This is a genomic window from Nocardia sp. NPDC004722, assembly GCF_053601505.1.
Genome location: NZ_JBSGBY010000200.1, coordinates 1 through 12,884, shown reverse-complemented (window position 1 = coordinate 12,884; position 12,884 = coordinate 1). Strand labels below are relative to the sequence as shown.

The 12,884-nt window shown below is 68.1% G+C and carries 13 protein-coding genes; 12 read left to right on the top strand and 1 reads right to left on the bottom strand.

Annotated features, from left to right (window positions below; genetic code table 11):
* From ACWELQ_RS20560 to ACWELQ_RS20535, 6 genes are all read left to right on the top strand, one after another.
* Positions 1-306, top strand: a 306-nt coding sequence (locus tag ACWELQ_RS20560; protein WP_452398645.1) for an FAD-dependent oxidoreductase, incomplete at its 5' end; no start/stop codon positions are given.
* The gene (gene thiS, locus ACWELQ_RS20555) at positions 303-515 is read left to right on the top strand and encodes a sulfur carrier protein ThiS (protein WP_452398644.1); all 213 of its coding nucleotides are present in this window, start codon (positions 303-305) and stop codon (positions 513-515) included. The genes ACWELQ_RS20560 and thiS, both read left to right, overlap by 4 nt.
* Entirely contained in the window at positions 508-1,272 is a 765-nt protein-coding gene (gene thiG / locus ACWELQ_RS20550; protein ID WP_452398643.1) for a thiazole synthase, read from the top strand. The genes thiS and thiG overlap by 8 nt, the downstream gene beginning before the upstream one ends.
* A gap of 130 nt (positions 1,273-1,402) precedes the next feature.
* On the top strand, positions 1,403-2,347 hold the full coding sequence (locus ACWELQ_RS20545; RefSeq protein ID WP_452398642.1) for an ABC transporter ATP-binding protein: 945 nt from the start codon (positions 1,403-1,405) through the stop codon (positions 2,345-2,347).
* Positions 2,347-3,165, top strand: coding sequence for an ABC transporter permease (locus ACWELQ_RS20540; protein WP_452398641.1), 819 nt, complete (start codon positions 2,347-2,349; stop codon positions 3,163-3,165). The genes ACWELQ_RS20545 and ACWELQ_RS20540 overlap by 1 nt, the downstream gene beginning before the upstream one ends.
* A gap of 312 nt (positions 3,166-3,477) precedes the next feature.
* Entirely contained in the window at positions 3,478-4,476 is a 999-nt protein-coding gene (locus tag ACWELQ_RS20535; protein ID WP_452398640.1) for an adenylate/guanylate cyclase domain-containing protein, read from the top strand.
* On the opposite strand, the gene ACWELQ_RS20530 is transcribed toward ACWELQ_RS20535, so the two are convergent.
* Positions 4,477-4,635 (bottom strand): hypothetical protein, encoded by a 159-nt coding sequence (locus tag ACWELQ_RS20530; RefSeq protein ID WP_452398639.1) that lies wholly within the window; start codon positions 4,633-4,635, stop codon positions 4,477-4,479.
* Between the two features lie 146 nt (positions 4,636-4,781).
* On the opposite strand from ACWELQ_RS20530, the gene ACWELQ_RS20525 reads away from it, so the two are divergent.
* From ACWELQ_RS20525 to ACWELQ_RS20500, 6 genes are all read left to right on the top strand, one after another.
* On the top strand, positions 4,782-6,497 hold the full coding sequence (locus tag ACWELQ_RS20525; protein ID WP_452398638.1) for an acyclic terpene utilization AtuA family protein: 1,716 nt from the start codon (positions 4,782-4,784) through the stop codon (positions 6,495-6,497).
* A gap of 11 nt (positions 6,498-6,508) precedes the next feature.
* Complete coding sequence (locus tag ACWELQ_RS20520; RefSeq protein ID WP_452398646.1) at positions 6,509-7,657, top strand: acyl-CoA dehydrogenase family protein; 1,149 nt, start codon at positions 6,509-6,511, stop codon at positions 7,655-7,657.
* Positions 7,654-9,258, top strand: coding sequence for an acyl-CoA carboxylase subunit beta (locus ACWELQ_RS20515; RefSeq protein WP_452398637.1), 1,605 nt, complete (start codon positions 7,654-7,656; stop codon positions 9,256-9,258). The genes ACWELQ_RS20520 and ACWELQ_RS20515 overlap by 4 nt, the downstream gene beginning before the upstream one ends.
* Before the next feature lie 8 nt (positions 9,259-9,266).
* Positions 9,267-11,255, top strand: coding sequence for an acetyl/propionyl/methylcrotonyl-CoA carboxylase subunit alpha (locus tag ACWELQ_RS20510; protein ID WP_452398636.1), 1,989 nt, complete (start codon positions 9,267-9,269; stop codon positions 11,253-11,255).
* Positions 11,256-11,258: 3 nt separating this feature from the next.
* Positions 11,259-12,422, top strand: a complete 1,164-nt coding sequence (locus ACWELQ_RS20505) for an acyl-CoA dehydrogenase family protein (RefSeq protein WP_452398635.1) — start codon at positions 11,259-11,261, stop codon at positions 12,420-12,422.
* Positions 12,422-12,884 (top strand): enoyl-CoA hydratase-related protein (locus ACWELQ_RS20500; RefSeq protein WP_452398634.1); only part of this gene is annotated, 463 nt, incomplete at its 3' end. The genes ACWELQ_RS20505 and ACWELQ_RS20500, both read left to right, overlap by 1 nt.

Here is a 12,884-nt window from a genome sequence, read left to right as displayed (position 1 = left end):
GAGTCCGTGTTCCCGGGCCTGGGCGAGTACGAGTTCGCCGAGGCCACCGCAGGTTTCCGTCCCGGTTCCCCCGACAATCTGCCGCTCATCGGCTACCTCGACGACCGGGTGATCGTGGCCGCGGGCCACGGCCGCAACGGCATTCTCGACACCCCCGTCACCGCCGATGCCGTGCTCGCCCTGCTCGACGGCGAACCGCTGCGCGAGGCGCGGGCCGCCGATCCGCGGCGCTTCCCATCGGTCGCCGTCGGCGGCGTACCCGAATCGTCCACTGCCGCATCGCTTTACCCAGGAGGAGTTCGATGACCGCAATTCCGGTCGGCGTCACCGTGAACGGTGAGGACCACGTGTTCCCCGACCCGCTGTCCGTGCGCGAGCTGCTGGATCGGCTGAACCTGCCGTCCCAGGGCGTCGCGCTGGCCATCGACGGCGCGGTCTTCCCCAAGTCCCGCTGGGACGAGCCGGTCGGCCGGGGCTGGGAGATCGAGGTGCTGACGGCGGTGCAGGGTGGCTAGCCCGATCGAGCCACTGGTCATCGCGGGCCGCGAGTTCGGCTCGCGCCTCATCATGGGCACCGGCGGCGCGGACAACCTGGCCGTGCTGGAGGAGGCCCTGCTGGCGTCGGGCACCGAGCTGACCACTGTCGCCATGCGCCGGGTGGACGCCGCGGGCGGCACCGGCGTGCTGGATCTGCTCAAGCGGCTCGAGATCGCCCCGCTGCCCAATACCGCCGGTTGCCGCGGCGCGGCCGAGGCCGTGTTGACCGCGCGCCTGGCCCGCGAGGCCCTCGAAACCGATTGGGTGAAGCTGGAAGTCATCGCCGACGAGCGCACCCTGCTGCCCGACGCCATCGAATTGGTCTCCGCCGCAGAGCAACTGGTGGACGACGGTTTCACCGTGCTGCCCTACACCACCGACGACCCGGTGCTGGCCAAGCGCCTCGAGGACGTCGGCTGTGCCGCCGTCATGCCGCTGGGCTCGCCGATCGGCACCGGCCTGGGCATCAGTAATCCGCACAATATCGAGATGATCGTGGCCGCCGCCGGCGTCCCCGTGATCCTCGACGCGGGCATCGGCACCGCCAGCGATGCCGCCCTGGCCATGGAACTCGGCTGCTCGGCAGTCCTTTTGGCGACCGCGGTCACCCGGGCCCGCCAGCCCGCCCTGATGGCGGCCGCCATGGCCCGCGCGGTCGAGGGCGGCTGGCTGGCCCGCCAGGCCGGTCGCATCCCCAAGCGATTCTGGGCCCAGGCTTCCTCACCGGGCTTCTGATCCACCTCGCGGATAAAGGGACCGGATTCTGAACCCCGAGTCCGGTCTCGGCGTACTCATCCCTGAGGATGAGCGACGCGCGACCATTTAGCGATAGTGCGCGCTCGATACATGGGGAAGACTGGTCGCCATGATCGAACTGAGAGGCCTGACCAAACACTACGGGCAGACCGTCGCGGTGTCGGACCTGTCGTTCACGGTCCCGCCGGGCCAGGTGACCGGCTTCCTAGGCCCGAACGGCGCGGGTAAGTCCACCACCATGCGCATGATCCTGGGGTTGGATCAGCCGACCTCCGGGACCGCGCTGGTCAACGGCAAGCCCTATCAGGAGCTGAAGCGCCCGCTCGAGGAGGTCGGCGCGCTGCTGGACGCGAAGTGGGTGCATCCCAATCGTTCCGCGCGCTCGCATCTGCGCTGGATGGCCGCCTCCAATGACATTCCGGCGTCCCGGGTGGAGGAGGTGCTGCGCCTGGTCGGCCTCTCCGAGGTGGCGAACAAGAGCGCGGGTGGCTTCTCCCTCGGCATGTCGCAGCGGCTCGGCCTGGCCGGGGCGCTGCTGGGCGACCCGCAGGTGCTGCTGTTCGACGAGCCGGTCAACGGCCTCGATCCGGAGGGCATCCTGTGGATCCGCCGCTTCATGCAGCGGCTGGCCGGGGAGGGCCGCACGGTGCTGGTGTCGAGCCACCTGCTCTCCGAAATGGCCCAGACCGCAGAGCATCTCATCGTGATCGGGCGCGGTCGCCTGATCGCCGACACCACCACCAAGGATTTCATCGAGAAGGCGTCGGAACAGTCTGTGCGCGTGCGCAGTCCGCAGCTGGATCAGTTGCGCAGCCTGCTCACCTCCAACGGCATGACGGTGCGCGAGGACGGCGCGGAGGCGGACGGCCCGGCCCTGGTGGTCGCGGGTGTCACCAGTGACGCGGTCGGAAAACTGGCCGGTGCCAACGACATCACGCTCTACGAGCTCTCACCGCAGCGCGCCTCGCTGGAGGAGGCGTTCATGCGCATGACCGGCGGCGCGGTGCAGTACCACGGCGAAGGCTTCGATCAGGTTATGGGAGGTGCGCTCTGATGGGAGTGCTCGCGGCGGAAAGAATCAAGCTCACCTCGACCAAGTCCCCGGTCTGGTGCACGGCGCTGCTGGTGGTGTTCGCGCTCGGCATCGCGGCCCTGTTCAGCCTGGCCTTGAACGCATCCTGGAACGCCTACCAGGACAATCTGGCCCAGGGCAAGATGACCCCCGGTGACGCGCCGTATGCGGAGAACGCGCTGGCGGGTCTGGGCATCACCGGTCTGGCACAGGGTGTTCCGGGGTTCGGCTACCTGATGGTCATGATTCTGGCGGCGCTCGCGGTGACCAGTGAGTACCGCTTCGGCACCATCAAGACCACCTTCCTCGCCATCCCGAACCGGACCATGGTCCTGCTCACCAAAGCGGGTCTCATTGGGGTTGCTATGGCGTTGCTGAGTCTCGTGCTCACCTTCCTCGGCTTCTTCATCTTCAAGGGCATGGTGACCCACGACGCGGGCGTCAAGCTGAGCCTCACCTCCGGCGATCTGCGGGTCTTCTACGCGGTGCCGCTGTTCATCCTGCTGGTGGTGTTCCTCGCGGTCGGCGTGGGCACGCTGGTACGACAGTCGGCGGGCGCGCTGTCCATCCTGATCGTGTGGCCGGTGATCATCGAGCCCATGGTCGGCGCGTTCGGCCACATCGGCCGGGAGATCCAGGCGCTGCTGCCCTTCCAGAACGCGGGCCTGTTCCTGGGGACCGTGGACGCGAAGTCCTCGTACTGGCATTGGGGACCGTGGGGTGGTCTGATCTACTTCGCGATCTTCTCCCTGATCGTGTTCGGGGCCGCGCTGTTCGTGGTGAACAAACGCGACGCCTAGACCGTGATCTTGGTATGAAATAGACCCTGCCCAGGGAGCTGCGTGCCACTGCCCGGCCCGCAGCGCGCATCGGCCCGATACGGAATTCCGTATCGGGCCGATGTCTCAGGGGGGAGGTAACGATGTGTAAAAGGTTTCGGTTCTGTCCGGAATCGCCTAGCCGTCGAACTGGACGGTCGGTAGCATCGCCTCAGCAACCAAAGCACTCAAACATCGGCGGGTCCAACGAAGTGGCCGCTAGCACCGATCGGGAGGTGTCAGGTGGCAATCATTAATCCATCCCACGACGGAACCCTGGGATACGCTCTGGGCGTGAGCGAACGACCCACCGACGGCGGTGAACGCGGCCCGGACGCGAACCGCACCGACGGACTGGGAACCGATCGCAACCGTTCGCGCGATGCGAACGGCAACCGGGCGCGGGAACCCCGCATCGACCCGGATGTGGTCATCCCCTTGATCCCCGCGGAGCTCTCCGACGATGTCGACGAGTCCGAGGGGCAATCGCGGCGACGTGGCCGCTTTCCCGGCCAGCTCTCGGCCCTCATGAACGCCGCCAATCAACGCGGCGACATCATCGGCGCGATCCGCAAGGCCCGCGAGAACCTGCCGGGCGATCCGGCCTTCGGCGATCCGCTCTCGGTCTCCGGGCCCGGCGGCGTGCGCGCCGTGGCCCGCGCGGCCGACAAGCTGGTGGGCGATTCGCCGAGTGCGGCAAAGGAATTGGGTCTGGGTGCGCTGCAGGTCTGGCAGGCCATGCTGGAGCGGGTCGGCCGGGGGCGCGGTACCCAGGAGATCACCATCATGTTCACGGATTTGGTGGCCTTCTCCAGCTGGTCGCTTTCGGCCGGTGACGAGGTGACCCTGGATCTGCTGCGCCGGGTGGCCAAGGCCATCGAGCCGCCCATCAATGATCGCGGCGGCCAGGTGGTCAAACGCATGGGCGACGGCGTGATGGCCGTCTTCCCCTCCGCCGACCGGGCGGTGAAGGCGGCCGTGGCCGCCAAGGAGAACCTGTCGGCGGTGTCGGTGGACGGCTACCGCCCGCAGATGCGCCTGGGCCTGCACACCGGCAGTCCGCGTGAAATCGGCGGTGACTGGCTCGGTATCGACGTCAATATCGCCGCACGGGTCATGGAAGCCGGGGGCAACGGCAACACCATGCTCTCCGGCGCGACCCTGGATGCGCTGAGCCCCGAGACTCTCGAAGAACTCGGCTTGGGCGTAAAGCCCTACCGCCGCAGCTTCTTCGCCGCGCCCTTGAGTGGAGTCCCGGAAGATCTCCGTATCTTCCGCCTCGAAGCCGAATAGCTACTTCGTCATATAGAGAACCGCGCCCACGGCGGCCAGCACTCCGCAGACACCGAGTGCGATGGCCACGGGGCGCGAATTCTTGAACAGCGAGTACGCCCCGCCGAGCAGGAATCCGGCGAGGGCGAGCAGGACGATGGCGGTGACGTCTGTGGACACGCGATAAGTCTGCCCGACGGTAACCGCCACGCCGCGCACCGGTCTTGAACTGGGAATTCGGTAAATAACAAGCACGCGGGCTTGCTTTTTTCGGGCCTCGATGTGACCCTGTACTCGACTGCAGCGGTGCACAGGGAGGCCCTTCCATGAGTCAGCTCGCCGATACTCCGGACCTCATCCGGATAGGCAACTGTTCCGGGTTCTACGGCGATCGCGCGAGCGCCATGCGGGAGATGCTCGAGGGCGGACAGCTCGACGTGCTCACCGGTGACTATCTGGCCGAGCTCACCATGCTGATCCTGGGACGGGATCGCATGAAGGACGCGAACCTCGGCTATGCCAAAACCTTTGTGCGGCAGCTGGAGGACAGTCTCGGACTGGCCCTGGACAAGGGCGTCAAGATCGTCGCCAATGCGGGCGGCCTGAATCCGGCGGGCCTCGCGCAGCGGGTGCGCGAGGTGGCCGAGAAGCTCGGTCTCGCACCGAAGGTCGCGTACGTGACCGGTGACGATCTACTGGCGCGGGCCGGGGAGCTGGGCCTGGGGTCGCCGCTCACCGCCAACGCCTACCTGGGCGCGTGGGGCATCGCGGAATGCCTGACGGCGGGCGCGGACATCGTGGTGACCGGGCGGGTCACCGACGCCTCGGTGGTGGTCGGTCCGGCCGCCGCGCACTTCGGGTGGGGCCGAGGCGATTACGACGCGCTCGCGGGCGCGGTGGTGGCCGGGCACGTCATCGAATGCAGCACCCAGGCCACCGGCGGCAATTTCGCCTTCTTCACCGAGATCGCCGATCTGGGGCGGCCGGGCTTCCCGATCGCCGAGGTACGCCGCGACGGCAGCAGCGTCATCACCAAGCACGAGGGCACCGGCGGCGCGGTCACCGTGGACACGGTGAAGGCCCAGCTCATGTACGAGATCCAGAGCGCGCGCTACGCCGGGCCGGACGTCACCACGCGCCTGGACAGCATCCAGGTGAGCCAAGAAGGGCCGGACCGGGTGCTGATCAGCGGCGTCACGGGTGAGGCTCCGCCGCCGCGGACCAAGGTCTCCACCAACACCATCGGCGGGTTCCGCAACGAGATGGAGTTCATCCTCACCGGCCTCGACATCGAGGCGAAAGCCGCACTGGCGCAACGGCAGCTGGAATCGTGGCTGACCGTGCGCCCGGCCGGGCTGGAGTGGACCCTGGCCCGCCTGGACCGTCCCGACGCCGACACCGAGGAGCAGGCCAGCGCCCTGCTGCGCTGCGTGGTCCGCGATCCGGACCCGAACAAGGTGGGCCGCAACTTCTCCAGCGTCGCGGTCGAATTGGCCCTGGCCAGCTTCCCCGGCTTCTCGCTGACCTCCCCGCCCGGGAATGGCGGCCCCTACGGCGTCTTCACGCCGGGCTACGTGGATTCCAAGGAGATTCCGCACACGGCGGTGCTCGCCGACGGCTCCGAGGTGGCGATCGCCCCGCCGGGGGAGACGCTCGAACTGGACGCCGTCGCCGAACCGGCCCTGCCGCAACCGCTTCCGGCGGGCGAGACCACGCGAGTGCCGCTCGGCACGATCGCGCTCGCACGCTCCGGCGACAAGGGCGGCAACGCCAATATCGGCGTCTGGGTGCGCACCGACGAGCAGTGGCGCTGGCTGGTGCACACGCTGACCGTCGACGAGCTGCGCCGCCTGCTGCCCGAGACCGCCGATCTGCCCGTCACCAGGCACGTGCTGCCGAACCTGCGGGCGCTCAACTTCATTGTCGAAGGTCTGCTCGGGGAGGGCGTCGCCTATCAGGCCCGCTTCGATCCGCAGGCCAAGGGGCTCGGGGAATGGCTGCGAGCCCGGCACATCGAGATCCCTGTGGAGCTGCTGCCATGAGCATCGGATACGTGGACCCCTGGACGACGCCCGAGCGGCGTGAATTGCGTGCCACCGTGCGCGGATTCGCCGAACGCGAGGTGCTGCCCTACCTGGACGGCTGGGAGCGCGAAGGCTTGCTTCCGCGTGAGCTGCACAAGAAGGCGGGGGCGCTGGGGCTGTTGGGGATTCAGTTCCCGGAGGCCGTGGGCGGTTCCGGTGGTGACGGGATCGACGCGGCCATCGTGGCCGAGGAGATGCACTACGCGGGTGGCTCGGGCGGATTGTTCGCGTCGCTGTTCACCTGCGGGATCGCGGTGCCGCACATCATCGCCTCCGGCAATGCCGAGCACATCGAGCGCTGGGTGAAGCCGACGTTGGCGGGGGAGAAGATCGGGTCGCTGGCGATTACCGAGCCGGGTGGCGGGTCGGATGTGGGGCATCTGCGGACCACCGCGGTGCGTGATGGCGACGAGTTCATCGTGAACGGGTCGAAGACCTTCATCACCTCGGGGGTGCGGGCCGACTTCGTAGTGACGGCAGTCCGCACGGGTGGCCCTGGTGCGGCCGGTGTTTCGCTGCTGGTGGTGGAGAAGGGCACGCCCGGGTTCACGGTCAGCCGCAAGCTGGAGAAGATGGGCTGGCTGTGCTCGGACACCGCCGAGCTTTCGTATGTCGATGTGCGCGTGCCGGTTTCGAATCTGGTGGGTCCGGAGAACAGCGGATTCGCCCAGATCGCACAGGCTTTCGTGAGTGAGCGCGTGGGGCTGGCGGTACAGGGGTACGCGCACGCCCAGCGCTGCCTGGATCTGACGCTGCAGTGGGCGCGCGACCGCGAGACCTTCGGCCGTCCGCTGATCAGCCGTCAGGCCGTGCAGAACACGCTGTCGGAGATGGCCCGCCGCATCGATGTGGCGCGGGTGTACACCCACCATCTGGCCGAGCGGGCCGCGCGCGGCGAGACCGATCTCATCGCCGAGGTCTGCTTCGCCAAGAACACGGCCGTGGAGACCGCCGAATGGGTCGCCCACCAGGCGGTGCAGCTCTTCGGCGGCCTGGGCTACATGCGGGAGGCCGAGGTCGAACGGCATTACCGGGATGTGCGCATTCTCGGTATCGGCGGCGGCACCAATGAGATTCTGACCAGCCTTGCGGCCAAGCGATTGGGGTTCCAGTCTTGAGCATTCTGCGCACATCCGTCGACGCGAATTCGGCGGATTACAAGTCCGCCGCCGAGGCCATGACCACCAAGCTGGCCGAGGTGGAGGTCGAGTACGCCAAGAACATCGCGGGCGGCGGCCCGGACAAGATGGCGCGGCATCGCAAGCGCGGCAAGCTGACCGCGCGCGAGCGCATCGAACTGCTCATCGACGAGGATTCGCCGTTCCTGGAGTTGGCCCCGCTGGCCGCCTGGGGCAGCGACTTCCATGTCGGCGGCAGCGTGATCGCGGGGATCGGCATTGTCGAGGGCGTCGAATGCATGATCGTCGCGCCGGATCCGACCGTGCGCGGCGGCACCTCGAACCCGTGGACGCTGCGCAAGAACCTGCGCATGAACGACATCGCGCTGGAGAACCGGCTGCCGGTGATCGGGCTGGTGGAGTCCGGTGGCGCGGATCTGCCGACGCAGAAAGAGGTCTTCGTCCCGGGCGGCCGCATGTTCCGGGATCTGACCCGGCTCTCGGCGGCCGGAATCCCCACCATCGCACTGGTTTTCGGTAATTCGACCGCGGGTGGCGCGTACATCCCGGGCATGTCCGACTACACGGTCATGATCAAGGAGCGCTCCAAGGTGTTCCTGGGTGGTCCGCCGCTGGTGAAGATGGCCACCGGTGAGGAGTCCGACGACGAATCCCTCGGTGGCGCGGAGATGCACGCCCGCACCTCGGGCCTGGCCGACTACCTGGCCGTGGACGAGCAGGACGCGATCCGCTTGGGCCGCAGCATCGTCCGGCGTCTGAACTGGCAGAAGCGGGGTCCGGCGGCGCGTCCGCTCGAGGAGATCATCGAGCCGCTCTACGACTCCGAGGAGTTGCTCGGCATCGTGCCGGGTGACCTCAAGATCCCGTTCGACCCGCGCGAGGTCATCGCCCGTGTGGTCGACGGCTCCAACTTCGACGAGTTCAAGCCGCTCTACGGCTCCAGCCTGGTCACCGGCTGGGCCGAACTGCACGGCTACCCGGTCGGCATTCTCGCCAACGCGCGCGGCGTGCTGTTCTCCGAGGAGGCGCAGAAGGCGGCCCAGTTCATCCAGCTGGCCAATCAGAAGAACACGCCACTGCTGTTCCTGCACAACACCACCGGCTACATGGTCGGCAAGGAGTACGAGCAGAAGGGCATCATCAAGCACGGCGCGATGATGATCAACGCGGTGTCGAACTCGAAGGTCCCGCACATCTCGCTGCTCATGGGCGCGTCCTACGGCGCGGGCCACTACGGCATGTGCGGACGCGCCTACGACCCGCGCTTCGTGTTCGCCTGGCCCAGTGCTAAATCCGCCGTCATGGGCGGTGCGCAGCTGGCGGGCGTCATCTCGATCGTGGGCCGCGCGGCCAACGAGGCGCGCGGCATCCCGTTCAACGAGGAGCAGGACGCCGGTCTGCGCGCCATGATCGAGGCGCAGATCGAGGCCGAGTCGATGCCCATGTTCATGTCGGGCCGCCTCTACGACGACGGCATCATCGACCCCCGCGACACCCGCACGGTGCTGGGAATGGCGTTGTCCGCCGTTCACAATGCCCCGATCAAGGGCGCCGAGGGCTTCGGCGTCTTCCGGATGTGAGGCCAGTTATGGAAATCACCAATGTGCTGGTCGCCAACCGCGGCGAGATCGCGCGACGGGTCTTCGCGACCTGCCGCCGCATGGGCATCGCGACGACGGCCGTGTATTCGGACGCGGACGCGAACGCGCCGCATGTCGCCGAGGCGGACGCGGCGATTCGCCTGCCGGGCAACACTCCCGGCGAGACCTATCTGCGCGCCGAGTTGATCATCGAGGCCGCGCTGGCCGCCGGTGCCGACGCGATCCATCCCGGCTACGGATTCCTCTCCGAGAACGCCGAATTCGCGAAGGCGGTGCTGGCGGCCGGGCTGACCTGGATCGGCCCGCCGGTCGCGGCCATCGAGCAGATGGGCTCCAAGGTCGAGTCCAAGAAGATGATGGACGCCGCCGGTGTCCCTGTTCTGAAGCAGCTGGACCCGGCCGAGGTCACCGCCGACATGCTGCCGGTGCTGATCAAGGCATCCGCCGGTGGCGGCGGCCGCGGTATGCGCGTGGTGCGCGAATTGGCCGAGCTGACACCGCAGATCGAGGCGGCACAGCGCGAGGCCGCCTCCGCCTTCGGCGACCCCACCGTCTTCTGTGAGCGCTACCTCGAGACCGGCCGCCATATCGAAGTGCAGGTTATGGCCGACACCCACGGCACGGTCTGGGCGGTCGGCGAGCGCGAGTGCTCGATTCAGCGCCGTCACCAGAAGGTCGTGGAGGAAGCCCCTTCCCCGCTGGTCGAGAAAATCGATGGCATGCGGGCGCGGCTGTTCGAGGCGGCCCGGCTGGCTTCGGAGGCCATCGGCTACGAGGGTGCGGGCACCGTCGAATTCCTGGCCGACGAGAAGGGCGACTTCTTCTTCCTGGAGATGAATACCCGTCTGCAGGTGGAGCATCCGGTCACCGAGCAGGTCACCGGGCTGGATCTGGTGCGGTTGCAGTTGCAGGTGGCCGCCGGTCGCCCGCTGCCCGCGCGGCAGCCGGAGATGCGCGGGCACTCCATCGAGGTGCGCCTGTACGCCGAGGATCCGGCGCACGACTGGCAGCCGCAGTCCGGCCCGGTGCACCGCATCGACATCCCCGGCACGCTGGGCGAATTCACCGTCCTGACCGAGCCGGGCGTGCGCCTGGACAGCGGCATCGTCGACGGTTCCGTGGTCGGCGTGCACTACGACCCGATGCTGTCGAAGGTCATCTCCTTCGCCGAGACCCGCGACGAGGCCGCGCATCTGCTGGCGAGCGCCCTGCAGCGGGCCGAGATTCACGGCCTGGTCACCAACCGCGACCTGCTGGTGCGGGTGCTGCGGCATCCGGCGTTCCTGGCGGGCGACACCGACACCGCCTTCTTTGCCACCCACGATCTGGAAAAGCTTTCGGCACCATTGGTTTCCGAGGACGACGAGCAGCTGTCCATCATCGCGGCCGCCCTGTCGGACGCGGCCGTCAACCGGGCGAAGGCGCGTGTCGGCGCGGGCCTGCCCGGCGGCTGGCGCAATCTGCCGTCACAGCCGCAATCCAAGTCGTACGAGTCCCGGCTGACCGGCAAGCACGAGGTGCGCTACCGGATCACCCGTACCGGCCTCGAGGTCGAGGGCCGCGACGGCCTCGAATTGATCGAGGCCACATCGGATTCCGTCACCCTGCTGGTGGCGGGGGAGCGCGGCCCGGTGCGCCGCCGCTTCGCCGTCGCCCGCTACGGCGACCTGGTCGCGGTGGACTCCCCGCTCGGCCCGGTGTCCGTGCGTCGTCTGCCGCGCTTCGAGGATCCCGCGGACCAGGTGGCGGAGGGCTCGCTGCTCGCGCCCATGCCGGGTGCGGTGATCCGGCTCGGCGCGGCCGCCGGTGATCGCGTCGAGAAGGGCCAGCCCATCCTGTGGCTGGAGGCCATGAAGATGGAGCACACCATCGCCGCCCCCACCGCGGGCATCCTCACCGAATTGAACGTCTCCGCCGGCCAGCAGGTCGAGGTCGGCACCATTCTCGCCATCGTGCACAGCGAAGAGCAGGAGTAGGCAATGAGTTTCATCGAGAGCGAAGAGCAGAAGCAGCTGCGGGCCGCGGTGGCCAAACTGGCCGCCAAGTACAACTTCCGCGACTACGCCGGACCCAAGGCCCGGCGCAACGAGCCCTTCGACGAGCTGTGGGACGAGGCGGGCAAGCTCGGCTTCCTGGGCGTGAACCTGCCCGAGGAGTACGGCGGCGGTGGCGCGGGCATCTACGAACTCGCGCTGGTGCAGGAGGAACTGTCGGCGCGCGGCTGCGGCCTGCTGCTCATGGTGGTGTCCCCGGCCATCTGCGGCACCATCATCACCAAGTACGGCACCGAGGCGCAGAAGCAGGAGTGGCTGACCAAGCTGGCCGACGGCAGCGGCAAGATGGTCTTCGGCATCACCGAGCCGGACGCGGGCTCCAACTCGCACAAGATCACCACCACCGCGCGGCGCGACGGTGACGACTGGATCCTCAACGGCCGCAAGATCTTCATCTCCGGTGTCGACCAGGCCGAGGCCGTGCTCATCGTGGCCCGCAGTGAGAACGCCAAGACCGGCAACCTGCAGCCCGCCCTGTTCATCGTCCCCACCGACGCCCCCGGCTTCGTGAAGACGAAGCAGGAGATGGACATCATCGAGCCGGACAACCAGTTCACGCTGTTCCTCGACGATGTCCGGCTGCCTTCGACCGCGCTGGTCGGTCAGGAGGACGCGGCCATCGCGCAGCTGTTCGCGGGCCTCAACCCGGAGCGCATCATGGGCGCGGCCATGGCGGTCGGCATGGGCCGCTACGCCATCGACGCGGCCGTGGCCTACGCCAAGGAGCGCGCGGTGTGGAAGGGCGCGCCGATCGGCTCGCACCAGGGCATCTCGCATCCTCTCGCTCAGGTGAAGATCGAACTGGAGCTGGCCAAGCTGATGATGCAGAAGGCCGCGTTCCTCTACGACTCCGGCGACGACTTCGGTGCCGCCGAGGCAGCCAATATGGCGAAATACGCTGCGGCGGAAGCCAGTATCAAGGCCCTCGACCAGGCCATCCAGACGCACGGCGGCTCCGGCCTCACCTCGGACGTGGGCCTGGCGGGCATGCTCGCCGCCTCCCGCATCGCGCGCGTGGCCCCGGTCAGCCGCGAGATGATCCTCAACTTCGTCTCCCAGCACTCGCTGGGCCTGCCGAGGTCCTACTGATGAGCGAGGCGCACGACGGGCCGTTCGTCCGGTACGAGGTGGCGGACGGATTCGCCACGCTCACACTGGATTCCCCGCACAACCGCAACGCGCTGTCGTCGCGGCTGGTGACGGAACTGCTGGAAGGTCTGCAGCGGGCGGCGGCCGATGACGCCGTCCGCGGCGTGGTGCTCGCCCACACCGGCAATACCTTCTGCGCCGGAGCCGATCTCAAGGAAGCGGTGGACGCCGACCCGGCGGCCGCCGCGGACATCCGCACCCGCTGGATGATCTCGGTGCTGCGCGACATCCTCGCCATGCCGAAACCCGTGCTGGCACAGGTCAACGGCAATGTGCGCGCGGGCGGCATGGGCATCATCGCCGCCTGCGATCTGGTGGTGGCGGGCCGCGACAGCAGCTTCGGACTCACCGAGGTGCGAATCGGGCTGGCCCCGTTCATGATCTCGCTGACCCTGCTGCCGC